Raw genomic sequence first — 26,029 nt, 5'->3', positions numbered from 1 at the left:
ACGGCTTTGGCACCCGGCTCAAGGGGTGAGCCGGATTTTCTCAATAGTCTGATTTTTCTCGTCTATTCCCGACGCAAGACGGGGAAGTGCGGGGCCGCGTCGGCGCGCAGCTTGCCCGTCTGGCGCGGGTCCTCGAAGATCTCGACCATGCGCTTGTAAGCCCTGAAGCCGGAGCGCTGATAAAAGGCGAGGGCTGCCGGGTGATCAAGGTGGCAGGTGTGCACCCAGAAACGCGAGATCGGCTTTTCCCAGGCCTTTTCGATGGCCACATTCATGAGGATGCGGCCGGCCCCCGAGCCGATCAGGCTCTGGTCCAGGCCAAAAAAGGAAAGCTCGCACTGACCCGCCTCACGGAAGTCGAGTTCCAGCAGGCCCAGCCGCTCGCCGTTCCGGGTCAAGGCATAGATCTCGACCTGGGGATGGCCGATGATGGCCTTGAGCGAGTCGTCGTCCATCACGGCGCGCGATACCCACAGCCAGTCTTCGCCGACGCGGCGGTAGAGTGCGCGGTAATCGTCGAGGGCAGGCGAGGGCCAGCGCTCGACCGTTAGGCCATCGGCGGGCGGATTGGGGCGCAGCGCCGGTCTCGCTGTCATTTCAAGGCAGGTGACGATCGTCGCGAGCATGGTGTCGGCGACGTCGTGGTAGCCGGCGGGGAGGGGCGTGGTGTTGGTATCCATGCGTCTGTTGGAACGCGCGGCACGGTCGCTGTCAAGCGCCTGATGTGCCGTTAATGTTCAGGCAAACAGCCTGTCACAGGCATAGATCACCGCATAGACATGCATGGCGAGCGCCGCATAATAGCCGAAGCCGGTCATCAGCTTTTCAGCCGAGGTCATCGCCACCAGTTCCTCGCGTGGCCTTGCGCCCGTCGTGCGGATCAGGCTGAGCAAAGTGAACACCGCAAGTCCCACGATCAGTGTCTGGGCCGAGAGGCCGATCCGCCAGCCGGTCCACAGCACCACGCCGGATACGGCAAAGCTCGCCAGCGCCAGCATTGTCTGATTCTGAAAGATCTGGCGGAGCACCTGGCCGCCATCGAAACGAAAGGTCGGCAGCAGGTTCAGCAGATTGAACGCGCCTAGAATGACCAGGAAGATCAGGATCGGGCCTTCAGAACTTGAAGCATGGGGCAGCCCGAGAACCGATTCGTGCGTAGCAACCAGGGTCGGCACCAGGAAAGCCGAAACGCCGGCGCCCATCAGGGCACAACTCGCCACTTCGAACAGGGAGTTATACGGTCGGCCGCCCACCGCTATGCCGCCGAGCAGCGGCACGAAGATCATGCGGGCGCTCGGATGGCCGAAGGCGCGGTAAGCAACCATATGGCCGAGTTCATGCAGCACGATGACGAGGGTGAGGAAGGTCGACATCATCAGCCCGGTCCTGGTCAGGCCGAAGAATGGCCAGAGCAGCAGTGTCGAGAGAATGACCAGCAGCGTCTGCCAGAGCGGATGTTCGAGACGCGACAACGGGGAGCCGCGGCGCCCTTCTAGATGATCCCGAAGGGCTGCAAGCTCGCGCCGCAGCAAAAACAGGCGGAAGAGATAGAAGGCGAGGCCGCGATAGGTGTCGGTCTGCTCCACCGTCACCACACTGCCGGTTGCGGTGCGTTCCACCGTGCGCCGCTCGCTAAAGCCGTTCCAGAAAGTCTGGTCGAGCGTGCTGTCCGCGACCACCCTCAGTTCGCAGGAAAAGCTGCCGCCCGCCGTCATCGACGCACGGTCAACCACCATGGTGCGGCGGCTCGGGCGGCCATGGCGGTCAGGGTGGCGATAGGCGAATTCGACGAGGTCGGGATGGCCATCAACGGGCGTGACCGCGATCACGCTCGGGTGCCAGGCGGTGAGATCGCCTGCCGGTCGGGTGATGTTCCAGACGTCTTCGGCACGCTCGCGCAGGCTCTGGCTCACTTTCAGCGTCCGCCGCCCAAGCGGCACCGCCATCAGCAGCCACAAGAGGCCCAGATTGACGGCAAGCAGAAACAATGCGGCCTGATGCGTCGCCAAATCCCGGTCTCCCGATTGCCTGAAGGAGGCCCCAGTCTAGAGCCCGCCCGTTAGCATTGAATGTAGGGAAAGGCTTAAATGCCGCACAAATACCGCCTAAAAACCGCTCTCAAGTGCTGGGCTCGATCGCTACGCTGTCTACGGCGCGCTTGCGCTCGCGCCATAGAATGAAGAGGCCGGAGCCGACGATGATCGCGATGCCCAGCCACTTCGACACAGTCGGGAATTCGCCGAACAGGACGTAACCCAGGATCACCGCGGCGATAATCTCGAAATACTGGAACGGTGCCAGCACCGAAAGCGGGGCAAGGCGGAAGGCGCGCACCACGAGCAGGTGGATATAACCCGAAATCGTGCCGAGAAGGATGAGCAGGCCCCAGGCCAGCGGTGAGCCGGGCAGTGAGACGGCAAAGTCATTGTCCCCAACGCTCGATCCTCCCAGCAAGGCCAGGCCCATGAATAGCGTGCCGCCGATGCCGGCCATTGTCTGCATGGTCATCGGCGTATCCGCCTCACCGATGGCGCGGTTGAGGAACATGTAGAGTGCATAGAGGAAGGCGCAGACGACCGGCAGCAGCGCCGTCAGTCCGAAGACTTGATAGCTCGGCTGGATGACGATCATCGCACCGCCAAAGCCGACGGCGATCGCCAGCCAGCGGCGCCAGCCGACTTTCTCCTTCAGGAACACCGCCGAGAGCGCCGTCAGGATGAAAGGTTCGACGAAATAGATGGCGAAGACGTCCGCGAGCGGCATGTATTTGACCGCCATGAAGAACATCAGACTCGCAGCCCCGTGGATTGCGCCCCGCAAGAGGTTGATCCACGGCCGTTTGGCCGAGAGTGCGTGGGACCTATTTAGCAGCACCAGCAAGGGCAGCACCGAGAGCAGCTGGAAGAAGAAGCGATAAAAGGTAATCTGCCCCGGCGACATGCCTTCGACATTCGCCATGTATTTCGCGATTGCATCCATGATCGGCAGGATCAGCATGCAATTGGCCATCAGGACCATGCCACGGACGGGATTGGATGATGACGGCTGCATGAAGGACCTTGAGAATCGTGATGGGCAAGGCTGCGGCGCAACCTTGCGCACCCACCAACCACAAGGCCCTGCGTTGATCAAGGTGGCTCCAAACTCCAATCTTCGAGGTCACAACACAGGCCGTCGATGGCGTGGAACCTTTTGACGTGTGGTGCGTTTCAACGCGTTCGTATTCTCAAATCCCAAGTTGCCGCGACGGTTTCACGCCCGTCTCTGGCGCGGCGAAGGTGGCGCCCGATGTCCGTCTCGCTTATTCTTGCGGTCAGGGATGCGGAGAGGAGTGGCCGCCGGCCACGTCGATCAAGAGGAGACGGCCGATGAGCGCCCGCAGGATTTTTGCCCGGATGACCGATGCCAGCGACGACACGCTCGGTGGACGCCTGTCGACTGCCCGTGATGCCGTCGGCCTGTCGCTCGCCGATGTCGCCAATCGCGTCGGCGTGCGCAAGGAAAGTCTGCTTTCCTGGGAAGCCGACCGGGCGGAACCCCGACCCTCCAAGCTCGTCGATCTCGCCGGCATTCTCGGCGTTTCGCCGATGTGGCTGATGACGGGTCTCGGCTCAGGGCCGATCGAAGAGACCAGCGAATTGCCGCTCGAGGCGCTGCGCCTGCAGTTGCAGCGCCTGACCGACGCCCATCAGGAATGCGGACGGTTGATCGCCGACATGGCGCGTCAGATCGACCGTTACGAGGCGAAGTCCGCGTCTGATGGAAAGGGTCGCGATCTGGACGGCCCGGTCATGGGCCGCGCCTGAATGGGCTAGCGACGCTCACGCCTCGCTGACCGTCGGGCCGAAAACCTCTTCGAATGCCGCGCGCAGCCGCATGTCGACATCGGCCATCATCACCGGCAGGCCGAGATCGACAAGGCTGGTCACGCCATAAGCAGAGATGCCGCAGGGCACGATGCCGGAAAAATGGCTGAGATCGGGATCGACATTGATCGAAAGGCCGTGAAAGCTCACCCATTTCCTGAGGCGGATGCCGAGCGCCGCAATCTTGTCTTCGGCCATGGTGCCATCGGGCAGGGCCGGCCGCTCCGGCCGCCGCACCCAGACGCCCACCCGGTCTTCGCGGCGCTCGCCCTTGACGTTCATGCTATCCAGTGTGCGGATCACGACTTCTTCCAGCGCCCCCACATAGGCACGCACATCCTGGCGTCGGCGTTTCAGATCGAGCATGACATAGGCCACCCGCTGGCCGGGACCATGATAGGTGTATTCACCGCCACGGCCGGTGGCAAAGACGGGGAACCGCTCCGGCTCGATCAGATCTTTGGAATCGGCGCTGGTGCCGGCCGTATAAAGCGGCGGATGCTCCACCAGCCAGACCAGTTCCTCGGCTGCGCCATCGGCAATCAGACCCACCTGGCGCTCCATTTCCGCGACCGCTTCCTCATATGGCACGAGGCCGTCGGAAACCCGCCAGCGTACAGGCGGACAGTCCTCGCGGGCAAACATGTGATGGTCGAGATCGGTGCGCTGCATGAGAAATCCGCCGTCAGGAAGAAAGGCCGAAAAGCCTTGTTTTCCTTTTACTTGGCAAGAAAGTTGCGGCAGTTCAAGAGCCGCCCCTCCGGTGTTTCGGACGGGTTATCCACCGCCTCTGACGAATTTTCAAAAATCTATCATGGCGGGCTTGTGGACCCCGAATGCTTTTGCTACATGCACCCCCGCCGGAGCAATTCGGCCTACCACGATGCGGTCGTGGCGGAATTGGTAGACGCGCAGCGTTGAGGTCGCTGTGGGGCAACCCGTGGAAGTTCGAGTCTTCTCGACCGCACCAAAAAAACCCGGCGCTTGCGCCGGGTTTTTTGTTTTCGCTGGGGAAATTGCAGGGCGTTTCAGTTCCCATCGTCCGGAATATGGCTATCCACCCCGAGCGTGGTGATGAAGTTCTTGACCTTGCTCACGCCGGTGACACCCAGCACCTTGAGCTCGATGGCTCGGCGTTCTTCGGCGGTGTCCACCGCGCCGCGCAGCGTCACCGTGTGACCGTCGACATGGATGTCGAGGCCGTTCAGCACGCCGTCATCGAATTCTTCCAGCGCGGTGGCCACATCGGATTCGAGCTGGTCGTCGTCCTCGCGTCCGTCGGTCGTCGGGAACGCGGTCGCGGCCGGTTGCGGTTCGAAGCCGTCGGCATTGACGTCATCGACGCGAAAGCCCTGGTTGCGGTCCTGGTCGAAATTGGCGCCGGTTTCGCCGTAGCCGCGATTGCCGATCGGGGCCGCTGTCGCGCCTTCACCATCGGCATAAGGCCAGCCGTCGGCAATGTTGCGCTGATCGTCGTCGCGGAATTCCTCTTCGGTGGAGAAATCGGTCTTGCGGTCATCCTTGGCCATGGGGTGGCTCCTTCATCATGAGAGATGCAGATCAACGCCTTGGCCGGGCTTTTGTTCGGTCCCGCCACCCTCAGCGGTTTGCCTTCTCCCATTTCTTCAGGATCCGTTCGCGCTTCAGGCGTGACAGGCGCTGGATCCAGAACAGGCCGTCCAGTTGATCCACCTCGTGCTGCAGGCAGATGGCAGGGAACCCCTCGAAGTCTTCCGTCATCACCGTGCCGTCGGCCGTCTGGTAACGCAGGGTGATGCGGCGCGGGCGCGTCACCTCTTCGGTGAAACCCGGCATGGAGACGCTGCCTTCGACATGGGTCATGGTCTCGGCCGATGTCTCGATCACCTCCGGATTGACGAAGTCGCGCCGTCCGCCGATCTCCGGCAGATCGAGCACAACGACCCGTTTGAAGATGCCACAATGGGCAGCCGTGATGCCGACGCCGGGGGCGGCCTTCATCGTCTGATCGAGATCGTCGAGCAGGCGAACAAGTGCCGCGTCGAAGTCGGCAACGGGTGTGCAGGGTGTTTTGAGGGCGGGGTCCGGATAGCGGCAGATGGGAAGCAGGGTCACGGGGCTCAGGCTTTCTGGAGACGGCTCTGCCCGGCAGGCTGGACCGGGCACGGAAATCAGGGTAGCAGCATGCACGCAGCTTTGAACAGGCATTGCGGTATCGCGCTATCCGATTGTTGACATGAGGATATTTGCCGCCATTCTCCGGGGCAGCGAACCAAGGCTCAGGGCAGGCGAGGGCGGGCAGATGACAGAGACCGAAGAGGATATCCTCGACCGCCCGGTGGCCGAAGAGGTCCAGGCCGACATCTACGACGACGAAGGCTATATCCGCCATGAGTTCCTGACCATGGTCGGGGCGGCGATCGCCGATCGCGACGTGCTGTTCCTGCGCCAGCACGTGGCAAAGCTTCACGAATCGGAACTCGGCCACCTGATCGAGGCCATCCAGCCGGACCAGCGCGTGGCGCTGGTGCGCCTGCTCGGCGACGATTTCGACATGACGGCGCTGACCGAGGTCGACGAAGCGATCCGCATGCAGATCGTCGACCAGATGCCGAACGAGCAGATCGCAGCTGCGATCGGCGATCTCGATTCGGACGACGCGGTCTACATTCTCGAAGACCTCGACGACGAGGACCGTGAGGAGATCCTTGCCCAGCTGCCATTTACCGAGCGGGTGCGCCTGCGCCGCGCGCTCGACTATCCGGAAAGCTCGGCCGGGCGGCGCATGCAGACGGAATTCGTCGCGGTGCCGCCGTTCTGGACGGTCGGCCAGACGATCGACTACATGCGCGAGGAAGAAGAGCTTCCGGAAAACTTCACCCAGATCTTCGTCATCGATCCGACCTTCAAACTGCTCGGGGCCGTCAAGCTCGACGCCATCCTGCGCACCAAGCGGCAGGTGAAGATCGAAAGCATCATGCACGAGACCAACCACCCGATCCCGGCCGAAATGGACCAGGAAGAGGCGGCCCAGCTTTTCGAGCAGTATGACCTTTTGTCGGCCGCCGTCGTCGATGAAAACGACCGGCTCGTCGGTGTGCTCACCATCGACGACGTGGTCGACGTCATCCAGGAAGAGGCGGAGGAAGACCTGCTTCGCCTCGGCGGCGTCGGCGACGAAGAACTGTCCGACAGCGTGGCCGAAACGTCGCGCTCGCGCGTTCCCTGGCTCGCCGTCAACCTTGTGACCGCGATCCTGGCCGCCTCCGTCATCTCGCTGTTCGAGGCGACGATCGAGCAGATCGTGGCTCTTGCCGTGCTGATGCCGATCGTGGCGGGTATGGGCGGCAATGCCGGCTCGCAAACCATGACGGTGACGGTGCGCGCGCTTGCCACCCGCAATCTCGACATTCACAATGCCGTCCGGGTCGTCCGACGCGAGGCGGGGGTCGGGCTTCTGAACGGCATGATCTTCGGCGTTTTGATCGGGATCGTTGCCGGTTTCTGGTTTCACGACGCCAATATCGGCGGCATCATCGCGGCTGCCATGTTGATCAACATGATGGCGGCAGCGATCGCCGGGATCCTCATCCCGCTGCTGCTAGACCGCATCGGCACCGATCCGGCCGTAGCCTCTGCCGTCTTCGTCACCACCGTCACCGACATCACCGGCTTCTTTTCGTTCCTCGGCCTTGCGACTTGGTGGTTCATGTAAATCTTGCGAAAATTGACTTGTACGTAAAAGTCAATATTATGTCCCGACGCACAGGGACGAACCGGACGTGAAGAAGTATTATAGCATTACAGAATTGACGCGTGAATTCGGCGTTTCCACGCGCACGCTCAGATTCTACGAAGACGAAGGCCTGATCCATCCGGAGCGGCGAGGACGCACGCGGCTTTACCGTGCCGCGGACCGGCGTCTGTTGCAGGAAATCCTGCGCGGCCGGCGCATCGGCTTCACGATCAACGAAATTCGCGAAATCGTCCATGTCTACAAGGAGCCGCCGGGCGAAATCGGTCAGCTCAAGCTGATGATGAAGAAGATCGACGAGAAGCGCGAAGACCTTCGCCAGAAGCGCCGCGATATCGACGAGACCCTGACGGAACTCGATCAGGCCGAAGAGGCCTGTCTGACGCGCCTCGTCGAAATCGGCGTCGGCAGCTGAGTGAGCTCCACTAGACCTCCCGTCGCAGTTGCTCAGATCCAGCGGCGGGTGCGCTTGCAATAACATTCATAGTCGAAGCCGAACCGCTGTTCGAGATGCTGTTCCTCGCAGCGGATGACCACCCACTGCGCGGTCAGTGCCGCCAGGAGTGCTGCCGGGAGAAACCAGGCACTGGCGCTGATCAGCCCGAGCGAGAGTGTCAGCAGCGTGTAGCCGAGATAGATCGGGTTGCGCGTGAAGCGGAAGGGACCGCAGGTGACGAGATGGCGGGCGCAGCCTGTGCCGAGCACCGCAGTCTGTCGCTCCAGCAGCGTCTTCACCGCCCATATGTCCAGGCTGACGGCAAAAAGCGCTAGGGCGAACCCGGCAATCGGCAGCAAGATAGGGTTCGGCGATGAAAGCGGGATCGGCGTCACCAGCCGCTCTGCGGCCAGTGCCAGGGTCACGGCGCCGCCGTAAATCACCGGCGGCCAGGGATAACGCAAGGGCTTCGCACGGTAGGCATTCATGATGAATTTCCCCGTTACGGCGTGGTCTGGATCTTGGCCGTGCATTCGGAGGCCAGCGCCAGAATACGCTCATCCTGATCCGGCAAGATTGCGCCAGACTGGAGCGGTTCCAGCAGGCTCTGGGCCTGCAGACGGTCCAGCGTACAGGCGCAGAAGGCCTTGCAAATCTCGGCGGAGTTTCCCTGCTGTTGGCAGGCCGGCTCGCAGCTGCCGATATAGGATTCGATCGGATCCGGCGTCGGCGGCGGAACGATGTGGCTTGCGGCAAAGACCAGCGCAATCAGCACCGGCTGGTGCAGGAGATAGACGGTGAGCGAGTGCCGGCCACCCCAGCGCAGCCAGGCGGGACCTTTGGGCAGGCGCGACAGGCGACCGAGAAGGTCGTGGTCGACCAGCAGGCGGGCAACCACGATGCCGATCAGAAGCGCGCCGATCCAAGGGAAGAGGGGTACATAGTCGTTCGAGCGCGGCAGGTGTTCCGAGAGACCGGCAAACCATAAGATAGGCGTGTCGAAGATCGACGAGCGATAGAAGCTTGGCAGCACCATGGCGCCAACTGCTGCTGCGAGCGTGATGATCACCGGCAGGCGCAGGAAAACCAAACCCACCAGGCTGCCGAGCGCCATGGCATGCAGGATGCCGAAGAAGATCAGTCCATCCGGCACAAACCACCAGGTGGCTGCCGTGATCGCCAGCGCTGCGGCGAGGATCACCGCGAAGCGGCGCAGGAAAGCCTGTGGGCGCAGTCTTGGATAGTGCGCGAGCACGAGGCTGAAGCCGGCGAGGAACAGGAAGGTCGACGCGATCGAGCGGGCATAGAGCCGCAAAAACCCTTCGGTGGAGGTGCCCGGCGCGAGATAGCCGAAAAATTCCAGGTCCCAGCTGAAGTGGTAGGTCGCCATCGCGATCAGCGCCAGACCGCGAAACGCGTCCAGCCAGAGCAGGCGGGGCCGTGCGCGGGTGATCTCGGTCGAAGTCTGCGCGTTGTCCGGAATGCTGTCTGGCACGCGTCGTCCTCCCTCGGTCGTTCTGATCGCCGCACGAATTGCGGCCTGCGCTTGTGGCGGTGCCTCATCGTGCAAAGGCGGCGATTTCATGACCGGGGGCGGATTGTCCCCGCTGTCCTCACCCTTTGCGAGCGGTCAGTCGGTCGGGTCGTTCAGAAGCGCGCGGCGCGCCTCGGAGAAATATTGGCGCCGGATCAGCACCACGAAGACCGTGCCCGATGCCAGCATGAAGATCCACGGGCTGACGAACCAGCCGAGATAACCGATCGAATAGAAGATCGCCCGAAGTCCCATGTTGAAGTGGCTCGCGGCGATGATGTTCATCTGGATCGCGCGCTCAGCCGCGGCCATGGTGCGCGCCGGATGCTCGCGCGCCTCGTCGGTCATCGGAATGGCACCAAACAGAATGGTGCAATAGTTGAAGAGCCGGTAGGACCAGCCGAACTTGAAGAAAGAATAAGCAAACAGCGCGATCAGCCCGCACACCTTCAATTCGAAAGTCGCCCGGCCGCCCTGGACGATGAAGGGAATGTCTTTCAGGATCGCATCCACCTGCTCGGTCGCGCCCAGCAGGGCAAAGCAGCCGCCAATCGCAAAGATGGTGGTGGAGGCGAAAAAGGCCGTCCCGTTCTGCAAGCCGCCCATGATCTGGGTATCGATCATCTTCAGGTCGCGCGTGAGCGAGTTGAGGATCCATTCCCGGCGCCGTTCGGCCATGGCCTTGGTCAGGCTGGTGCGAGACAGGATTCGGCGGCTGCCGGTGATCCAGGCATAGGCAACCCAGAGCAGGACGAACAGCGCAAGAGCGGCATAATCGGTGACGAGCATGAAACGATTCCCCCTTCTGGCTCGCGGAATTATCCCGCGCCTGCGGTTCTCCACAATGGCAATTAACCAGTTTCAAGACTTTGGTCCGAATTGGGGCGGTCTCCAGGCTGATTACGTTAAGGATTGCGCCAACTATGTCATTGAAATTTCACATATCCATGCGCTGCGTGCATGCCTGCACCGCAAAATGCGCCATGCTTTTGCCATTTTTGCAGTTGCGAAACGGGCCGGGTTTTAATACATGAGGGTCCATAAAGCGGTCGGGGGACGGCTTTAATCACCACGTGACTTCATCTGGAGTTTCCATGGAAAGCAGTTTCCAGAAGTCGTGCTGGGGTGTCACATTTCGCGCTCTGATGGGTTTCGCCGGCGTCCTTTGCCTGGCTTATCTGTTCGGCAGCATCTGACACTTCACATGCAGCATTCCAAACAGCGCGGTCTTCTCGACCGCGCTGTTTGCTTTTCAGGCTCCCGAACACCATCTCCGTCATGTCGCGGCCATGAAAGCCGATGTCGATTGCAAGGCGCATTCGTGATAGGCGATGCTCTAGCCTTTGCGCTTTGATGACTGCAGGCGAGGAGCCCCATGTTTCTTTCGGTTTTCGACGTGTTCAAGATCGGCGTCGGCCCCTCCAGTTCCCACACCATGGGTCCGATGACGGCGGCCAACCGGTTTCTCGACCTCATTCTCTCCGACCAGTGGCCACGACCGGTCGGCGCCCATGTGGCAGCGCTGAAAGCCAGTCTGCACGGTTCGCTTGCCTATACCGGCATCGGCCATGGTACCGGCAATGCCGTGATCATCGGGCTGATGGGCGAGGCGCCTGACAGTATCGATCCGGATCGCATGGACGGCATTATCGCCGAGGTCGAGCGCACCGGCCGCGTCACGCCTCCCGGGCATCCGGCCTATTATTTCCAGCCGAAGGACGATCTGGTCTACGACAAGAAGACACCGCTCTCCGGCCATGCCAATGGCATGCGGCTGTCGGCCCTCGACAAGGATGGTCGCGTTCTCCTCACCCAGATCTATTATTCGATTGGCGGCGGTTTTGTCGTCACCGATACCGAGCTTCTTGCCCTGCAAAAGCAGAAGAAGCAGGCGTCGAGCCAGAAGGTGCCTTATCCCTTTGCCTCGGCCAAGGAGATGCTGGCCATGGCCGCATCCTCCGGGCTCACCATCGCGCAGATGAAACGGGCGAACGAGGAAGTCGTGCGCTCACGCGAGGATCTCGATGCCGGGCTCGACCGGATCTGGGATGCAATGCTCAGCTGCATCGATCGCGGTTTGCGACAGGACGGCCAGCTGCCGGGCGGCCTGAAGGTTCGCCGGCGCGCAAAGTCGATCCACGACAAGCTGCAGGAGGAATGGCGCTCCAACCGCCTGAACCCGGTTCTGGCCAATGACTGGCTGTCGGTCTATGCCATGGCAGTGAACGAGGAGAATGCGGCTGGCGGCCGTGTCGTGACCTCGCCGACCAATGGCGCTGCCGGCGTCGTGCCGGCGACCATCCGCTACTACCTGCATTTCCATCCCGATGCCGATCAGGACGGCATTCGCGACTACCTTCTAACAGCGGCTGCCATCGGCGGGATCATCAAGCACAATGCCTCGATCTCAGGCGCCGAAGTCGGCTGTCAGGGCGAAGTCGGCTCGGCATCTGCTATGGCCGCCGCCGGTCTCGCCGCCGTCATGGGCGGCACCCCGGAGCAGATCGAAAACGCCGCTGAAATCGCGCTTGAACATCATCTGGGCATGACCTGCGATCCCGTTGCGGGTCTCGTCCAGGTACCGTGTATCGAACGCAACGCACTCGGTGCCGTCAAGGCCGTCACCGCCGCCTCTCTGGCGCTGAAGGGTGACGGCGTGCATTTTGTACCCCTCGACGCCTGCATCGAAACCATGCGCCAGACCGGCAACGATATGAGCGAAAAATACAAGGAAACCTCGCTTGGCGGCTTGGCGGTCAACGTCGTCGAATGTTGACGCGGGCAGGGGGGGCGTGTGGAGCGGCTGTCTTGACACAGTTCCGGCGTCATCCTCGGGCTTGTGCCGAGGATCTGCCACCGCTGCGATGCGCTCGGCGCCAGTGGCCTGTTCCTGCGTGGGCGTCCCATCCTCTGCCTCCCTCAGTAGATCCTCGGGACAAGCCCGAGGATGACGGCGTCAGCAGAAACCATCGAAACTGTTGAGCACGTCGCCCCTGCGACACCCCGGCCCTTGACCCTCTGGCCAGACCGGTTATCCCGGAGAGCATGGCACTGCATCTCCTCAAGCTCTGCGTCGGAGCCGACTCCATCGACGACCTGCGCGACTGGGTCGCCGAACGCTGCCTCGTGGCCGTCGCGGCGGGGCTGGAGCCGCATTCCTCGCATGTCACCCGCATGGTGCCGAAGCGCATGGATGAGTTGCTCGATGGCGGCTCGCTCTACTGGATCATCAAGGGTCAGCTCTCGGCCCGGCAGAAACTCCTCGACATCAAGACTTTTACCGGTGGCGACGGGATTTCCCGTTGCGAGCTGATCCTGGGCCCTGAGGTTATCGAAGTTGCTCCCGCTCCGCGTCGCCCCTTTCAGGGCTGGCGTTATCTGGATGCCGATGCCGCCCCGCGCGATCTTTCGGCCTCGGGCGCCAATATCGAGGATATGCCCGACGACCTGAAACGGGAACTGGCGGAACTGGGGCTGTTGTGACTCTAAAAGCAACGCGGCTTCCCTTTGCCGTCGCGGCAAAATGAGCCTGCGGATGCGCACGTGAGACTTTGGCGGACATCGTAAAGCGATATAGTGCTGTTGTGTTTTAGGTGTAGCGTCTGTTTTGCTGCTGCCGGTTAAAAATGATGATGCGGGACGGATAGGGGCTTTAGCGGTCATCGAAAGGTCCGAATTCAGTTCCATGGCCCCTTTCGGAAAAGGCTATTGGGATGATGGGGATGTTGATGGGCGCGCTTGACGTAGCTAGTCAAACTGCCGACGGCTCTGCGCGGCATCGGTCGCGCTGGCGCAGGATTGTGTTTCGCACCGGTCTGTCGATTGCCTCTGTGGCCGTTCTCTTCGGCGCCTATGTCGGCATTCTCATTCTGTCGGGCAATTTTCACGAGGTCGTTCCCGGGCGTTTCTACCGGTCCGCCCAGCTCTCGGGCGCGCGGCTCGGCGAGGAGATCGATCGCTATGGCATCAAGACGGTGATCAACCTGCGCGGCGAAGGTGTCGGCAAAGGCTGGTATGACGACGAGGTCGCGGCGACCGCCGCCCATGGCGCAACGCATGTCGATTTCGGCATGTCGGCCCGCAAGGATCTGACGCCGGAAAAAACGCAGCAATTGCTGGCGCTCTTGAAGGCTGCGGAACAGCCGATCCTGGTCCATTGTATGTCAGGCGCCGACCGCACCGGGCTTGCCTCGGTCATCTTCCTCCAGCAGGTGGCGGGCGTCGACGAAGAAGAGGCTGAATGGCAACTCTCGCCCCTCTACGGCCATATCAACCTGCCGTTTCTCGCCGCCTATGCCATGGATGATACCTGGGAAAAGCTGGAAAAGGTGATCGGCCTCGATAGCTGAGGGAAGGTCGGCGGCTGGGCTCGTCGGACGCGCGGCGTTCAGGGTTGGATCAGCCACCTTGGTTAATCAGGTCGGTCTGGCTGATGACTGAGACTGGCGACCCCCTACGGTGTGTCCTTTCGCTGAAAAGCATGATATGGCGCGGCCATGACGACGAATACCGACTTTCTTACCCGCGATATTCCCGGTCGGACGCCCTATGGCCGGCCGGTCTTTGCCGTTGCGCCGATGATCGACTGGACGGATCGGTCAGATTTTCTCAATTGACTCAATTGATTGCGCGATTCTGCATGTACCAAGTACCAGAAGATGGCGGTGAAGAAGTGTCTTTTGGTAGGCGCTACCTCCGCCAGCGAACCATTCAGTTGGCACGTGCGGTTTACGCGTGACGTGTGCGGAATTTGGTCAATAGCTTGATGGGCATTAGGCCACCACAGTGTCACAAACGCTTTGCGCATCATCTTGGTGAACTGAACCGCTTCGGTATCTTAATCAGTGTTGGCTTTTGATATTCGGTTCGTTGCAACGAAGACGATAGCGAAATGGAATGGCGGCTTTTAAGCCGAGACGTCGATCACACAACCATTCGCGATCGCGTTCCAGAGCACCTTCCCGAAGGATTTGCAGCCCACTGGCCTCGACCTCTGGACAAGATAGTGGATATGATCCACTATCTTGTCCAGCACATTGCGTGCAGTCGAACGCGAACAAAGTTACAAAAAACAAGGGGAACTTATGTCGCAAAACACCACGTCGGCCGACGTGGTGCTCTCCGTTCGTAATCTCACGGTGGACCTGCCGCCGGGAATGGAGCGTACCCACGCGGTCAAAGACATTTCTTTTGATCTTTATGCGGGGGAAATCCTCTGCATCATCGGTGAGTCCGGATCGGGCAAGTCCGTCACCGCCAATACCGTCATGGGGCTGCTTTCACCCGTGATCAAAGTCAGCGCGGGTGAGATCCATTTCCGTGGAATGGATATCCTTGCCGCTCACGAGGACGTTATCCGTCCTCTGCGGGGCCGGGCCGTCTCCATTATCTTCCAGGATCCGCTGTCCGCTCTCAATCCGCTGATGACCGCCGGCGACCAAATCGCCGAAGTCCTCGAAGCGCATGGATACGGCACTGCGGAGACCCGCAAGGCCAAGGTTCTTGCCCTGCTGGAGGAAGTGGGGCTGCCCGATCCGCCACTGATGCGACTGCAATACCCATTCCGTCTTTCCGGCGGCCAGCGCCAGCGGATTATGATCGCCATGGCGCTGGCGCTTGATCCGGAGGTGCTGATCGCCGATGAGCCGACGACGGCGCTCGATGTCACGACCCAGGCGCAGATCCTCGATCTCATCCGCGACATCCAGAAGCGCAAGGGTATGAGCGTCATGTTCATCACCCACGACTTCGGCGTGGTGGCCGAAATTGCCGATCGCGTCGTGGTGATGGAAAAGGGCCATCTGGTGGAGCAGGGACGGGCCGATCAGGTGCTGGTCCATCCCACCCACCCCTATACCCAACGACTTGTCGCTGCCGTACCGCGCATGCGTGCAAGCGCCGAAGCGGTCAGCGAGGCTCCGCCCGTCGTTCTGGAAGTGGAAAATCTCGAAAAGGAGTACCGCAGCACAGGCTCAATGTTTCACAAGGCGCGCGTCGTCAAAGCAGTCGATGGCGTGAGCTTCCGGCTCCGCAAGGGCCAGACCCTTGGTGTCGTCGGCGAAAGCGGGTCGGGCAAGTCCTCTCTCGGCCGGATGCTTGTGAAGCTTCTGGAGCCGGATGGCGGATCGATCCATTTTGCCGGGCGCGACATTGCCGCGATGCCGGAAGATAGTTTCCGATCGCTACGCCCCTATATCCAGATGATATTCCAGGATCCCTTTGCCTCGCTTAACCCACGCCATACGATCGGCAGGCTTCTGACGGTCGGGCCGGTTGCCCATGGCACCTCCGTGGCGGAAGCCCGGTCGAAGGCGCTGAGTCTCCTGAGGCTGGTCGGTCTCGACGAGCAGGCCTATGACCGTTTCCCGCACGAATTTTCCGGCGGTCAGCGCCAGCGTATCGGCATCGCCCGGGCGCTGATGTTCGATCCCGTGGTGCTGGTGGCCGACGAGGCGGTTTCAGCCCTCGACGTCTCGATCCAGGCCCAGATCCTCGAACTGCTTGCCCGCGTGCAGAGGGACATGAAAGTGGCCATGATCTTCATCACCCATGATCTCAGGGTCGCAAGCCAGATCTGCGACGAGGTGCTGGTCATGCACAAGGGTGACGTGGTGGAGGAGGGGCCGCCGACGAAAATCTTCCGCGATCCGCAGCACGATTACACCCGCAAGCTCGTTGCCGCGATCCCCGGCGCAGACTGGGAACCGGCGGCCGCGACTGGCTGATCACGAGAGCCGACGGGAGGCGCTGTCGCGGCGCCCGTCGGCCGCTCTACTGCCTTCGGGGCACCCGTTCACGCTGGCTTCGTATGAAGCCGGCGGAAAAGTCGTTTTCCCGATAACTGCATGAAACGTAACAAAAATATTTTGATCTTGGCCAATAATTTAGTTGATATTGTCCACTAATTATCCTTTCATGTCCCCATCGAATTGCAATAGGAGATGGTCGGAGACCCGCACGGCGACGCCAGGAGATGGCGCTGTCGGACTGGAACCCTTGTGTCGATTCGAACGGAACCCCTGATGAGCAAACCGCCTGCCAAACCGCCGACAGTGCCAGAGGACATCAATATTGATGTGCTGGAAGACACGCTGAGCTTTTACATCCGCACCATCAACCTCGCTGTTTCCCGCGATCTCGATGAGCGGCTGGAGGGGCTGGATGTGGCAAAAGGCACTGGAAAGATCACAACACTGCTTCTTGTCGACGACTATCCAGGCATCCGGCCATCGGTAATCGCGCATCTGATCCTCAAGGACCGTTCGGCCATGGGGCGGCTGATCGATCAGATGGAACAGCACGGGCTGATCCGTCGCGAAGTGTCGCCGGAAGATAGCCGTGCGCAGGAGCTTTATATCACCGAGGCCGGTGCCGCCCTTGCAGTCAAGGTGCGCGAGATTGTGCCAAAGCAGTCGCGGGACTTCTTCTTCTTCATTCCGGAAGACGAGCAGAAGTTGGTGATTGACATCCTGCGACGCGCCTATCGGCGGATTGTGGGGCTGCCATGATGATGTCTCCCGAAGGTGCCGTCGTTCTCGTCTCCGGTGCAAGCCGTGGTATCGGCGGCCATCTGGCAGCAGAATTGCTGCGGCAAGGATGGTCAGTGTCGCTCGGCATGCGCCAGCCGGTGCTGCCCGCCTGGGCGCAAGGCCTTGAGGATCGAGTGCATCTGATGGCCTATGACGCCGATGACGTCGGCGCCGAACAGCGCTGGGTCGAGGCGGCCTTGGCGCGCTTCGGTCGCATCGATGCTCTCGTGGCCAATGCCGGCATCATGATCCCCAAGTCGGTGATAGAGGCGGACGACGAGGATATCGACGCCATGATGTCGGTCAACGTCAAGGCGCCGCGGCGGCTGGCAAAGGCTGCCTGGCAGTCTCTATGCGAAACCGGGCGGGGCCGCGTCATCATCCTTGCCTCTCTGTCCGGAAAGAGGGTCAAATCCGCCGGCGCCGGTAGCTATTCGCTGTCGAAATTTGCGGCCGTTGCACTCGCCCACGGCATCCGCCAGGCCGGCTTCGACATGGGCGTCCGGGCTACCGCCGTGTGCCCCGGTTTCGTCGCAACCGACATGGCCGCCGCCCTAACGGAACGCCCGGCCGAACTGCTCACTCAGCCGGACGATCTCGCCCGCATCATCGCCATGCTGCTTTCGTTGCCGAACCAAGCCTCCGTCGCCGAATTCGCCGTCAATTGCCAACTCGAGGAGTTCTTCTGAAATGCCCGGTCCTTTTGTCGTTCCCGTCCACGGCGATGCCGAACTGCCGAAAGAGGTGGATGTCGTCGTCATCGGTGGTGGGATCATCGGAACCTCGACGGCGCTCGAACTCGCCGAGAGTGGCCTGCGGGTTGCGCTGTGCGAAAAAGGTGGCATCGGTCACGAACAGTCCAGCCGCAACTGGGGCTGGGTGCGCATCTCGCGCCGCGACCCGCGCGAAGTGCCGCTGATGGCGGAAGCACTGCGCATCTGGGCCGATCTAAACCGCCGCACCGGCCGCGAAACCGGCTTCAAGCGCTCCGGCATCGTCTTCACCTGCGCGGACGAGAAGCAGTTCGACGAGCACGAGCGCTGGAACCGCAATCTCGAGGGTTACCAGATCGAAAGCCGCATGCTGAGCGCGGCCGAATTCAACGCGAAGTACCCCGGCAACCGAATGAAGATTGCCGGCGCGCTCTATACCGCCGGCGATTGCCGCGCCGAGCCGCAGAGGGCGGCGCCTGCGATTGCGGAAGCCGCGCGTGATCGCGGGGCGCATATTCTCACCGAATGTGCGGTGCGCGGCCTGCAGATGTCCGGCGGTCGGGTATCGGGTGTGGTCACCGAACGTGGTGAAATCGCCTGCTCGTCTGTCGTGCTGGCGGGCGGCGCGTGGTCCAGCCTGTTCATGGGCTGTCGGGCCGAACGATGTCTGGGCAATGGACTTTGTCCACGAGGCTATCCCAAGACGATCAGGGTGGACAATGGCAGTGAGTTCATCTCCCGTGATCTCGACCTCTGGGCCTATGCCAACAACGTCACCCTGGACTTCTCACGCCCTGGCAAACCGACTGACAACGGCTTCATCGAGGCGTTCGACAGCAAGCTCAGGTCCGAGTGCCTGAACGCTCATTGGTCCCTGACCCTTGCGGATTCCCGAGAAAAGTTGGAGACTTGGCGCAGGTACTACAACGAGGAACGTCCTCACTCGGCAATCGGCTATAACGTCCCGATCGCCCTGCATAATCCCGGTGGCGCAACCAGCCAGCCATCGTGATCAGAGCCGGAAAACTCCAGCTTCCGGCGGTCCAAGGTTTGGTCCCAGAGCAGAAAACCCAAGACTCTCCCGAAAATTGCAGGGAAGTCGGGTCTCAGGTCAGTCCTGCATGCAATCGTCTGACGTGGAGCTTGGTCGACCCCCAAAGGCTATTCGCGGCGGGTGGCTCTTCTACTGCATGCTCCCGGGTCGCATATAGATCGAAGTGGGCTTTCGTGACCTTCGTTCGCCGTGACGAATGCGTATCATCGAACGGTGATTGGAACTCCCGTGCGCCGCATCCAGCGGTTCCGCAAAGCGGATCGGGTTTCCGAGCCAACCAGGATAGTCATAGGTGCCTTTAGCGGCATGGTCGAAAGTTTGTAAACGCACGCCTGCTATATCATGAGCACCTACAATTTTCAGAGACCAGGACAGCCTTTGGACCAACTCCTCGCTTTACGCACTTTCGTACGCGTCACCGAGTCCGGATCGTTTGCGAAGGCCGCAGCCTCGCTAAACCTGCCGCGATCCACGGTCAGTAAGCTCGTGCAGGACCTGGAAACGCATCTCGGTGCCAAGCTTTTGGAGCGAACCACACGCTCTGTTACCATCACCGCGGAAGGTGCTGCCTATCGGGAACGGGCCCTTCGTCTTCTTGCCGATTTGGAGGACATGGATGGACATGTTACCGGGGCCCGAGCTTCGCCGAAGGGGCGGTTGCGCGTGGATATTGGCTCGGTCATGGCAAACAAGATCCTCATTCCGCGGCTGCCGGAATTCCAGGAGCTTTATCCTGACATAGACCTGATGTTTGGCGTCAATGATCGGTCCGCCGATCTTGTCGGCGAAGGTATAGACTGCGTCATCCGCGGCGGCCCACTCGCAAACTCGACGCTGAAGGCCCGCAAGCTCTGCGAATTCGATTTCATTGTCAGTGCAGCGCCTGCCTATCTGGCCGGCAGACCAGTACCGAGGCATCCGAATGACCTCGCGGAACATCGCATCACCAGCTATTTCTCTGCATCATCGGGAAAGCGCTTTGCCCTACTCTTTCAGAAGGGCGAGGAGCGACATGAATATACACCGGTCACGCCGGGCATTTCGGTCAATGAAAGCACGGCACACCTGAACTGCATCATCGCCGGTCTCGGCATCGGCCAGACCTTCGGTTTTCTCGTAAGACCACATCTCGAAGACGGATCTCTCGTAGAACTGCTCCCGAAGTGGAAACCGGCACACCGGCCGCTGCATCTGGTTTATCCCGCCGAGCGCTATCCGAACGCGCGGCTGCGGGCGTTTACCGAATGGGCAGCCGAGGTTTTCAAGCCATTCGACGCGCGCCGGCAGATGGATGGCATTATCCATTCGGCTGAATAATCTCTTCAGAATGCGCGTCTTCCGACAGCAGGTTCAGGCGCCTATCTTTGAATCATCGGACGGCGACGACGTTCTAAGCGCCACGCCACCTCCCGAAAAAGCCAGACACTCAACAGGCCGGTTGCGCTCGGGCTGACCCCTTTCGCGTGGCCAAAGACAGGAGATTGATATGACTAACCGACTTAAGGACAAGATTGCCCTCGTCACCGGCGCCACCAGCGGCATTGGCCTTGCAACAGCCAAACTTTTTGCAACCGAAGGCGGGGGCGTCTACATCACGGGACGTCGCAGGGACGCCCTTGACCAGGCTATCGCCGAGATCGGCCATGGGGCAGTGGGAATCCAGGCGGACTCCAGCAGCAACACCGACCTTGACCGGCTCTTCACGCAGATCAAGGCCGAGCAGGGCCGGCTGGATGTTCTCGTGGTCAATGCCGGCGGCGGCAGCATGCTTCCGCTGGGCCAGATCACCGAAGAGCAGATCGACGACACCTTCGGCCGCAACGTCAAGGCGGTGATCTTTACGGTACAGAAAGCCCTGCCGATGATGGGCAAGGGCGCCTCCATCGTGCTCACCGGCTCGACTGCCGGCACGGAGGGCACCGCAGCTTTTTCCGTCTACTCTGCATCCAAGGCCGCGGTTCGTAACCTAGCCCGCTCCTGGGCGCTTGATCTGAAAGGAACCGGCATTCGCGTCAACGTCGTTTCGCCCGGTGCAACCCATACGCCAGGCCTCGTGGAGCTGGCCGGCAGCGACGAGGCGCAGCAGCAGGGATTGCTCGACTTCTTGGCAAGCCGCATCCCGCTCGGTCGCGTCGGCAATCCGGACGAAATCGCCAAAGCCAGCCTGTTCCTGGCGTCCGACGACGCGAGCTTTGTCAATGGCGCGGAACTGTTCGCAGATGGCGGCCAAGCGCAGGTGTGATGAGAACTGGAGGGAGCGGCGGGGGACCGCTCCCCACACTTTCCTCATCCGCAACTCAATCCCTCGCCACATTTTCGGCTCTACGCGTCCCCAGGTACCTAGCAGTCAGCGGGTAGCTAGCGCGTCTTGATGACCGTCGGAAGGCCGTGCCAGCTAGCATATTTATCGCCAGTGTCGCGAATGTGCGCATATCGCTTGAGGCTGACCCAGGAACGATGTCCACTCACCGCAGCCACGTGCGGGATGTTCAAGCCCATCTCGAACAATCGTGAAATGCCCTCATGGCGCAGGTCGTGGAAGCGCAAATCCTCGATATTCAAAAACTTACAGGCTCGCGTGAAATTTGCCGAGATTGCATCGGTGGAGTAGGGGAATATCTCAGCCTTGCCCTTTGGCATGCTGTCGATGATCTGAATTGCTTGATCAGGAAGGTCTACCCAAGTGTGATTGCCGATCTTTTCTCCAGGATGTTTCATATCGCGCACAAGGACGCGCCTGTGCTCTCTCTGGAAGTCCTTCCATCTGATCCGCGTAATTTCCTCCTGGCGCCGGGTCGAAAATAGCGCGAACGCGATGACCTTGTGCATCGGCATCGCCTGGGGAACCTTCTTCCATCGGTCAATAAAATGGCCGATCAGCCGATCGAGTTCATCCAAAGTTGGTCTTCGATCGCGTTGCACTGACCGGGAGATAAGACCCATCCGACGGGCGACCTTGACGGCATCCTTCATCTATTGCTCGTCGAGCGCGATCGCGAACATCGCGCCTTGATGGCTGGCGTAGTTCCCGCCGGACTGTGGCTTTGCCGTGAGTGACTGTAGGAATTCAACGATGTCTTTTGCTTTGATCGAAGAGCAGGGCATGTTGGCGATGTCATAGTTCTTGATCGCCATCAGGACCTGCGCTTTTGTGCGACCAATCTCCCTGATGGTCTCCTCGGTGTAGCGATCGATCACTCTGGCCAATGTCGTCGGGTCTTCATTTTTAGATTTGGCGACTGCTCCTGGTCTGGAGAGTTCTCGTTCTCGTTTTGAAATTCAGGCTGCAGCCGCAGGACGTCTGTCAAAGGTTTCGGTCTCGTGATAAGTCACGCCATCCTGCATGACCCGCACTCGCGCCCGGTAAGCAACGCTGCCATCCTTGCGCTTGCGCGCGCTGATCGTGCCCATGGCCGGCTCCTAAGTTGGTCCACAGATTGTCATATCGGGCCACTGGACCAAATCCGGTTTTAAAATGGGCGGAAAATGCCTGGAACAAGCGTAAACAAGACGATGAAGAAAGTGCCGTAAGTGACTGTTAAAGAAGAAGACGTCGATTATTTCAAGGCTCCCGTCTTTGCCGTTGCGCCGATGATCGATTGGACGGATCGGCATTGTCGTTTCTTTCACCGGCAGCTCTCGGCCCATGCGCTTCTCTATACCGAGATGGTGGTGGCGGATGCGATCATTCATGGGCCGCGGGAGAAGCTTCTGTCGTTCAACGGCGAGGAGCATCCCGTCGCGCTGCAGCTTGGAGGCTCTGATCCGGGCAAGCTGGTTGAGGCGGTGAGGATCGCATCCGATTACGGCTATGACGAGATCAACCTCAATGTCGGCTGTCCGTCGGACCGGGTGCAGTCGGGGACATTTGGCGCCTGTCTGATGCAGACGCCGGAGGTGGTGGAAGCCTGTGTGTCTGCCATGAAGAAGGTGGCAACGGTGCCGGTGACGGTCAAGTGCCGGATCGGGGTGGATGAGCAGGAGCCGTCCGAGGTGTTGCCGGATTTCCTTGCGCGGATGATCGGGGCAGGTGCCGATGCGATCTGGATCCATGGCCGCAAAGCCTGGCTGAAGGGGCTTTCCCCGAAGGAGAACCGGGAAATTCCGCCGCTGGATTACGAGCTGGTCTATCGGATGAAGCGGGAGAACCCGGGTGTTTTTCTCGGCATCAATGGCGGGATTTCCGATCTGGATCAGGCACTTCTCCATCTGTCCGTCATGGATGGGGTGATGCTTGGGCGGGCGAGCTATCACAATGCCACTCTGCTCACCGAGGTCGATGCCCGGGTCTATGGTGCGCCGGCCGTGCCCGTCGACTGGGATCGCGTGCGCGATGCGATGATCGGTTATGCCGAGCGGGTGATCGCGTCCGGCGGGCGGCTCAACCATGTCACACGGCATATGGTCGGGCTGTTCCAGGGTTATGCCGGCGCCCGGCGCTATCGGCAGATCCTGTCGTCGGAGGCGACGAAGCCGGGTGTTTCGCCTGACCTGATTGCCGAGGCCTTTGCGGCGGTCGATATTGGAGGTGGTCCGAAGACACAGGGCTCTGCCGGAACCTCTGCCGCCGCGGAGTAATCTCGCACGGCTTTCCGGCGATTTTCAGGCTCTAAAAGCAAAAATGGCGTCCCGGGGGACGCCATTCGAAAACTTTAAATCAGGCAGACTGGATGTTGACGGCCTTCGGGCCCTTGCCCATGCGGTCCGGCTCGGTGTCGAAGGTGACCTGCTGGCCATCCTGCAGGGTCTGCAGGCCCGAGGCCTGGAGCGCGGAGATGTGCACGAACACGTCCTTTGCGCCGCCTTCCGGGGTGATGAAGCCAAAACCCTTGTCCTGGTTGAAGAATTTAACGGTGCCCTTGGTGGCCATGGGAGAGTTCCTTATTCCCGTGTTGGTCGTCTGCGCCACGGCCGGCGGACCGGAAGCGGCTGGTTGAAGTTCCGCCGAAACGGAACCGTCGAGGGATCGCGATAACGGGGAAAGAACGTCTACCGGCGGGAGAAGGCCCCCATGACCGCGAGACGCGGTCCATACAAGTCAGTCCAGTCTCCGGGATCATTGCTGCCCGAACCGCATAAGAGGTAGGGTCATTTCGGAATCTTGGCAAGTATGAAAAGTCACACTTCGGATCGCAAAATCGTGTCAAGGATCTGAATTCCTTGAGATTTGATGGGTGGTAACGATGCCATGCCGCCTCTGCTCCGTGGCCGGACCACCTGCGGCCATCCCAAACGCCGCCGGGGACGGCGCGGTGTTCCGTCTTGAAGCGGCCTCCATCCCGGTTTAGGGGAGGGTAGGTCGGGGGCAGGGCTGAACCGGGCGGACGCGGGAGTGGATGAGTATGGCGAAAACGGGTGCCGCGATGATCGACCCTTACGAGCTCCTGGGCGTGGCGCGCGACGCCGACGAGGCCGCGATCAAGGCGGCCTATCGAAAGCTCGCCAAAAGCGCGCACCCGGATGGCGGCGGTGATGCCGAGGCGTTCGCGAAAATTTCCACCTGTTACGAGCTGTTGAAGGATCCGGTGCGCCGGCGGGTGTTCGACGATACCGGTTATGATCCGCAGCTCGCCGAACCCGCCGATCTCAAGGGCGTCATGGTCCTGGAGACGCTGATCAACGACATGATCCTCGACGAGCGCGAGCCGGGGTCCTTCGATCCTGTGGCCGGGCTGCGCCGCAAGCTGACCGACGATATTCTCAAAGCCCGTTTCCATATTCTCGAGCTGGAGCGCCACCGGGCGCGGGTGCGCAAACATCTCGACCGGCTCGGCCGCCGGCCGGATGCCGATGTGCTCGGCTCGATGCTGAGGGCCCGGGCGCAGTCGATCACCGATGCGATCAAGAATGCCGAGGCGCAGATCGCTGCGATCGAGCGGGCCTATACCATGCTCGAGGGCTATTCCTACGAAATGGAGCCGCTGGCGCCCGGCGTCGAGGCCGAGGATCTGCCGAAGGCGGCGGAGTAGGGGCTCCGTCCTTCCCCTCCCAAACCCTCCCCACCCAAACCCTCCCCACCCAAACCCTCCCCACAAGGGGGAGGGCCTAACCCGGCGGCACTGTCCGCGGGTGTCCTTGCCCGCGGCATACCCCCCTCTGTCGGCTGCGCCGACATTGCCCCGAGACGGGGGGAGAGTGGTGGCTGCGGTCATGCCGGGGCACTCGTGCCGCCCGCGGGGCGCTTTTCCGGTTTGCGGTGGCGCCAGATGCGGCGGTAGAGGGCGGTCTCGTCCGGGTCGGGATCGCTGGCGGACCAGGCGGCCAGTGATGCCCGCTCCGCGTCCTGATGCAGGCCCGGACGACCATGGATGCGGTGCAGAAGGCCGAGGTGGACGCGCAGTTCCGTTGCGGCCGTCTCATCCTGCGGCCACAGACGCGGTCCGTCGACCGGGGCGATGCAGGCGGAGAGCGTATCGGCCAGCGTCAGCAGGTTGCGCCGCAGGGTGGGCTCGGCACGGCGCAGGCAGGGCGGCAGGCGTTCGCCGGTCGTGATCGGCCGTTCCGCCGGGGCGGCGGGGCCGCCGCAGATCCGGCTGCGACGGCATTGGCGGATGCGGCAGAGCTGGGGGATGCGCCACTCGGCGGCCGTGTCGCGCATGAGGCGCAGGTGCATCGTTTCGGGGGTGGGGTGGTGGGTGGTCTGTTGGTCTGACATGTCGGTCTCCTTTCTGTGGTTGGGGTGGGGCGGCCCATCTCCCCCCTTGCGGGGGAGAAAGCGAAATCGAGGAATTGGCTCGATCAGGGCCAAACCTCAGATTTCGCAAGAGGGGGGCTCGGTGAGGTTGTCGCCGCTGGAACGGAGCCCCTCTCTTGGAAAATCTGAAGTTTAGGCGGCTTGCGCTCGCCTAAGCCTTCTCACAGCCTTCGCGCGGCGTCGCGCTCAGGCCTCCGTTCGCTGAAATCGATTCACTGGATCGATTTCTGGCCTTCGGCCACCGCTCCGGAGTCTCCCCCGCAAGGGGGGAGATAAAGCCTCGCATGCTTCGCCGCCGGTCGGGATCATCTCCCTCCGGATCGGTCAAAATTTGTCTCGGACGAGGCGCCAGAAGCAACCTGTCTAAGTAGTTTATGTGGCTCCTTCCGGCGCCCCGTTCGGCGTTTTTTCCCGCTGCATGCGTCCCTCTGGCAAGGCGGCGACGGGCGTCGGTCCTCGGGTCAGGCCCG

General features: G+C 61.3%; 27 protein-coding genes, 1 tRNA gene and 1 pseudogene. 17 read left to right on the top strand and 12 right to left on the bottom strand.

Annotated features, from left to right (window positions below):
- Positions 1–62 precede the first annotated feature (62 nt).
- From ASE36_RS09090 to ASE36_RS09080, 3 genes are all read right to left on the bottom strand, one after another.
- Positions 63–680 (bottom strand): GNAT family N-acetyltransferase, encoded by a 618-nt coding sequence (locus ASE36_RS09090; protein ID WP_062278438.1) that lies wholly within the window; start codon positions 678–680, stop codon positions 63–65.
- A gap of 57 nt (positions 681–737) precedes the next feature.
- Positions 738–2,009: a hypothetical protein gene (locus tag ASE36_RS09085; protein WP_062278435.1), complete on the bottom strand. Its 1,272-nt coding sequence runs from the start codon at positions 2,007–2,009 to the stop codon at positions 738–740.
- A 109-nt stretch (positions 2,010–2,118) separates the two neighbouring features.
- A complete protein-coding gene (locus ASE36_RS09080) occupies positions 2,119–3,051 on the bottom strand; it encodes a DMT family transporter (protein ID WP_062278432.1) in 933 nt (310 codons plus the stop codon).
- Between the two features lie 317 nt (positions 3,052–3,368).
- Between ASE36_RS09080 and ASE36_RS09075 the strand changes: the two genes are divergently transcribed.
- Positions 3,369–3,806 (top strand): helix-turn-helix domain-containing protein, encoded by a 438-nt coding sequence (locus tag ASE36_RS09075; protein ID WP_062278430.1) that lies wholly within the window; start codon positions 3,369–3,371, stop codon positions 3,804–3,806.
- Positions 3,807–3,821: 15 nt separating this feature from the next.
- Here the strand turns inward: ASE36_RS09075 and lipB are convergent, their stop codons facing one another.
- The gene (gene lipB, locus ASE36_RS09070; RefSeq protein WP_062278428.1) at positions 3,822–4,538 is read right to left on the bottom strand and encodes a lipoyl(octanoyl) transferase LipB; all 717 of its coding nucleotides are present in this window, start codon (positions 4,536–4,538) and stop codon (positions 3,822–3,824) included.
- Between lipB and ASE36_RS22560 the strand changes: the two genes are divergently transcribed.
- Complete coding sequence (locus tag ASE36_RS22560) at positions 4,515–4,787, top strand: hypothetical protein (RefSeq protein WP_156378618.1); 273 nt, start codon at positions 4,515–4,517, stop codon at positions 4,785–4,787. The genes lipB and ASE36_RS22560 overlap by 24 nt on opposite strands.
- Positions 4,752–4,836, top strand: a tRNA-Leu gene (locus tag ASE36_RS09065). Before ASE36_RS22560 ends, ASE36_RS09065 begins: the two co-directional genes overlap by 36 nt.
- Positions 4,837–4,894: 58 nt before the next feature.
- Here the strand turns inward: ASE36_RS09065 and ASE36_RS09060 are convergent.
- Both ASE36_RS09060 and ASE36_RS09055 read right to left on the bottom strand, forming a co-directional pair.
- On the bottom strand, positions 4,895–5,395 hold the full coding sequence (locus ASE36_RS09060) for a BON domain-containing protein (protein WP_062278426.1): 501 nt from the start codon (positions 5,393–5,395) through the stop codon (positions 4,895–4,897).
- A 70-nt stretch (positions 5,396–5,465) separates the two neighbouring features.
- Positions 5,466–5,960, bottom strand: a complete 495-nt coding sequence (locus ASE36_RS09055; protein ID WP_062278423.1) for a peptide deformylase — start codon at positions 5,958–5,960, stop codon at positions 5,466–5,468.
- A gap of 187 nt (positions 5,961–6,147) precedes the next feature.
- Between ASE36_RS09055 and mgtE the strand changes: the two genes are divergently transcribed.
- Entirely contained in the window at positions 6,148–7,560 is a 1,413-nt protein-coding gene (gene mgtE, locus ASE36_RS09050) for a magnesium transporter (RefSeq protein ID WP_062278421.1), read from the top strand.
- Between the two features lie 67 nt (positions 7,561–7,627).
- Positions 7,628–8,014, top strand: a complete 387-nt coding sequence (locus tag ASE36_RS09045) for a MerR family transcriptional regulator (protein ID WP_062278418.1) — start codon at positions 7,628–7,630, stop codon at positions 8,012–8,014.
- Between the two features lie 32 nt (positions 8,015–8,046).
- Here ASE36_RS09045 and ASE36_RS09040 read toward each other — a convergent pair whose 3' ends face one another.
- The 3 genes from ASE36_RS09040 to ASE36_RS09030 all read right to left on the bottom strand — a co-directional run bounded on the left by ASE36_RS09040 (position 8,047) and on the right by ASE36_RS09030 (position 10,358).
- Positions 8,047–8,523 (bottom strand): methyltransferase family protein, encoded by a 477-nt coding sequence (locus ASE36_RS09040; protein ID WP_062278416.1) that lies wholly within the window; start codon positions 8,521–8,523, stop codon positions 8,047–8,049.
- A gap of 14 nt (positions 8,524–8,537) precedes the next feature.
- On the bottom strand, positions 8,538–9,530 hold the full coding sequence (locus tag ASE36_RS09035; protein ID WP_244474713.1) for a DUF1624 domain-containing protein: 993 nt from the start codon (positions 9,528–9,530) through the stop codon (positions 8,538–8,540).
- 135 nt (positions 9,531–9,665) lie between these two features.
- Positions 9,666–10,358: a DUF599 domain-containing protein gene (locus tag ASE36_RS09030; RefSeq protein ID WP_062278413.1), complete on the bottom strand. Its 693-nt coding sequence runs from the start codon at positions 10,356–10,358 to the stop codon at positions 9,666–9,668.
- Here ASE36_RS09030 and ASE36_RS09025 point away from each other — a divergent pair.
- From ASE36_RS09025 to ASE36_RS08980, 10 genes are all read left to right on the top strand, one after another.
- A complete protein-coding gene (locus tag ASE36_RS09025) occupies positions 10,357–10,596 on the top strand; it encodes a hypothetical protein (protein ID WP_062278411.1) in 240 nt (79 codons plus the stop codon). The two genes, ASE36_RS09030 and ASE36_RS09025, sit on opposite strands and share 2 nt — an antisense overlap.
- A 348-nt stretch (positions 10,597–10,944) precedes the next feature.
- Complete coding sequence (locus ASE36_RS09020; protein ID WP_062278406.1) at positions 10,945–12,345, top strand: L-serine ammonia-lyase; 1,401 nt, start codon at positions 10,945–10,947, stop codon at positions 12,343–12,345.
- 269 nt (positions 12,346–12,614) lie between these two features.
- Complete coding sequence (locus ASE36_RS09015) at positions 12,615–13,052, top strand: DUF1489 family protein (protein ID WP_062278403.1); 438 nt, start codon at positions 12,615–12,617, stop codon at positions 13,050–13,052.
- A 317-nt stretch (positions 13,053–13,369) separates the two neighbouring features.
- Positions 13,370–13,918, top strand: coding sequence for a tyrosine-protein phosphatase (locus ASE36_RS09010; RefSeq protein WP_244474712.1), 549 nt, complete (start codon positions 13,370–13,372; stop codon positions 13,916–13,918).
- 735 nt (positions 13,919–14,653) lie between these two features.
- Entirely contained in the window at positions 14,654–16,294 is a 1,641-nt protein-coding gene (locus tag ASE36_RS09005; RefSeq protein WP_062278401.1) for an ABC transporter ATP-binding protein, read from the top strand.
- A gap of 297 nt (positions 16,295–16,591) precedes the next feature.
- Positions 16,592–17,077 carry a MarR family winged helix-turn-helix transcriptional regulator gene (locus ASE36_RS09000; protein ID WP_062278400.1) on the top strand — a complete coding sequence of 162 codons (486 nt, stop codon included), beginning with the start codon at positions 16,592–16,594 and terminating at the stop codon, positions 17,075–17,077.
- Positions 17,077–17,787 (top strand): SDR family NAD(P)-dependent oxidoreductase, encoded by a 711-nt coding sequence (locus tag ASE36_RS08995; protein WP_200945174.1) that lies wholly within the window; start codon positions 17,077–17,079, stop codon positions 17,785–17,787. Before ASE36_RS09000 ends, ASE36_RS08995 begins: the two co-directional genes overlap by 1 nt.
- A gap of 1 nt (position 17,788) precedes the next feature.
- Entirely contained in the window at positions 17,789–18,823 is a 1,035-nt protein-coding gene (locus ASE36_RS23275) for an FAD-dependent oxidoreductase (protein ID WP_082584744.1), read from the top strand.
- A 420-nt stretch (positions 18,824–19,243) separates the two neighbouring features.
- A complete protein-coding gene (locus tag ASE36_RS08985) occupies positions 19,244–20,182 on the top strand; it encodes a LysR family transcriptional regulator (protein ID WP_062278396.1) in 939 nt (312 codons plus the stop codon).
- Positions 20,183–20,351: 169 nt separating this feature from the next.
- Positions 20,352–21,107, top strand: a complete 756-nt coding sequence (locus ASE36_RS08980) for an SDR family NAD(P)-dependent oxidoreductase (protein ID WP_062278393.1) — start codon at positions 20,352–20,354, stop codon at positions 21,105–21,107.
- A gap of 116 nt (positions 21,108–21,223) precedes the next feature.
- Here ASE36_RS08980 and ASE36_RS08975 read toward each other — a convergent pair.
- A pseudogene (locus ASE36_RS08975) lies at positions 21,224–22,276 on the bottom strand (site-specific integrase).
- A 120-nt stretch (positions 22,277–22,396) separates the two neighbouring features.
- On the opposite strand from ASE36_RS08975, the gene dusA reads away from it, so the two are divergent.
- Entirely contained in the window at positions 22,397–23,443 is a 1,047-nt protein-coding gene (dusA, locus tag ASE36_RS08970; protein ID WP_062278391.1) for a tRNA dihydrouridine(20/20a) synthase DusA, read from the top strand.
- Between the two features lie 79 nt (positions 23,444–23,522).
- On the opposite strand, the gene ASE36_RS08965 is transcribed toward dusA, so the two are convergent.
- Positions 23,523–23,735 carry a cold-shock protein gene (locus tag ASE36_RS08965; protein ID WP_062278389.1) on the bottom strand — a complete coding sequence of 71 codons (213 nt, stop codon included), beginning with the start codon at positions 23,733–23,735 and terminating at the stop codon, positions 23,523–23,525.
- A 493-nt stretch (positions 23,736–24,228) separates the two neighbouring features.
- Between ASE36_RS08965 and ASE36_RS08960 the strand changes: the two genes are divergently transcribed.
- Complete coding sequence (locus ASE36_RS08960; protein ID WP_062281162.1) at positions 24,229–24,834, top strand: J domain-containing protein; 606 nt, start codon at positions 24,229–24,231, stop codon at positions 24,832–24,834.
- Positions 24,835–25,013: 179 nt separating this feature from the next.
- Here the strand turns inward: ASE36_RS08960 and ASE36_RS08955 are convergent, their stop codons facing one another.
- On the bottom strand, positions 25,014–25,520 hold the full coding sequence (locus ASE36_RS08955) for a hypothetical protein (RefSeq protein ID WP_062278387.1): 507 nt from the start codon (positions 25,518–25,520) through the stop codon (positions 25,014–25,016).
- Between the last annotated feature and the right edge of the window lie 509 nt (positions 25,521–26,029).

It is taken from the genome of Rhizobium sp. Root274 (genome assembly GCF_001429245.1).
Lineage (GTDB): Bacteria > Pseudomonadota > Alphaproteobacteria > Rhizobiales > Rhizobiaceae > Allorhizobium.
Note: the sequence above shows the minus strand (reverse complement) of the source record. Positions and strands in the feature narration are given on the sequence as shown.

What these genes read in the sequence shown, in the direction of transcription:
- ASE36_RS08980 (WP_062278393.1), top strand. Translation starts at nt 20,352, where the DNA reads ATGACTAACCGACTTAAGGACAAGATTGCCCTCGTCACCGGCGCCACC.
- ASE36_RS09060 (WP_062278426.1), bottom strand. Translation starts at nt 5,395, where the DNA reads ATGGCCAAGGATGACCGCAAGACCGATTTCTCCACCGAAGAGGAATTC.
- ASE36_RS09025 (WP_062278411.1), top strand. Translation starts at nt 10,357, where the DNA reads ATGAAACGATTCCCCCTTCTGGCTCGCGGAATTATCCCGCGCCTGCGG.
- ASE36_RS09040 (WP_062278416.1), bottom strand. Translation starts at nt 8,523, where the DNA reads ATGAATGCCTACCGTGCGAAGCCCTTGCGTTATCCCTGGCCGCCGGTG.
- lipB (WP_062278428.1), bottom strand. Translation starts at nt 4,538, where the DNA reads ATGCAGCGCACCGATCTCGACCATCACATGTTTGCCCGCGAGGACTGT.
- ASE36_RS08965 (WP_062278389.1), bottom strand. Translation starts at nt 23,735, where the DNA reads ATGGCCACCAAGGGCACCGTTAAATTCTTCAACCAGGACAAGGGTTTT.
- ASE36_RS09030 (WP_062278413.1), bottom strand. Translation starts at nt 10,358, where the DNA reads ATGCTCGTCACCGATTATGCCGCTCTTGCGCTGTTCGTCCTGCTCTGG.
- ASE36_RS08960 (WP_062281162.1), top strand. Translation starts at nt 24,229, where the DNA reads ATGATCGACCCTTACGAGCTCCTGGGCGTGGCGCGCGACGCCGACGAG.
- ASE36_RS09000 (WP_062278400.1), top strand. Translation starts at nt 16,592, where the DNA reads ATGAGCAAACCGCCTGCCAAACCGCCGACAGTGCCAGAGGACATCAAT.
- ASE36_RS09090 (WP_062278438.1), bottom strand. Translation starts at nt 680, where the DNA reads ATGGATACCAACACCACGCCCCTCCCCGCCGGCTACCACGACGTCGCC.
- ASE36_RS09020 (WP_062278406.1), top strand. Translation starts at nt 10,945, where the DNA reads ATGTTTCTTTCGGTTTTCGACGTGTTCAAGATCGGCGTCGGCCCCTCC.
- ASE36_RS09075 (WP_062278430.1), top strand. Translation starts at nt 3,369, where the DNA reads ATGAGCGCCCGCAGGATTTTTGCCCGGATGACCGATGCCAGCGACGAC.
- ASE36_RS09080 (WP_062278432.1), bottom strand. Translation starts at nt 3,051, where the DNA reads ATGCAGCCGTCATCATCCAATCCCGTCCGTGGCATGGTCCTGATGGCC.
- ASE36_RS09005 (WP_062278401.1), top strand. Translation starts at nt 14,654, where the DNA reads ATGTCGCAAAACACCACGTCGGCCGACGTGGTGCTCTCCGTTCGTAAT.
- ASE36_RS23275 (WP_082584744.1), top strand. Translation starts at nt 17,789, where the DNA reads ATGCCCGGTCCTTTTGTCGTTCCCGTCCACGGCGATGCCGAACTGCCG.
- ASE36_RS08955 (WP_062278387.1), bottom strand. Translation starts at nt 25,520, where the DNA reads ATGTCAGACCAACAGACCACCCACCACCCCACCCCCGAAACGATGCAC.
- mgtE (WP_062278421.1), top strand. Translation starts at nt 6,148, where the DNA reads ATGACAGAGACCGAAGAGGATATCCTCGACCGCCCGGTGGCCGAAGAG.
- ASE36_RS09015 (WP_062278403.1), top strand. Translation starts at nt 12,615, where the DNA reads ATGGCACTGCATCTCCTCAAGCTCTGCGTCGGAGCCGACTCCATCGAC.
- ASE36_RS22560 (WP_156378618.1), top strand. Translation starts at nt 4,515, where the DNA reads ATGGTCGAGATCGGTGCGCTGCATGAGAAATCCGCCGTCAGGAAGAAA.
- ASE36_RS08995 (WP_200945174.1), top strand. Translation starts at nt 17,077, where the DNA reads ATGATGTCTCCCGAAGGTGCCGTCGTTCTCGTCTCCGGTGCAAGCCGT.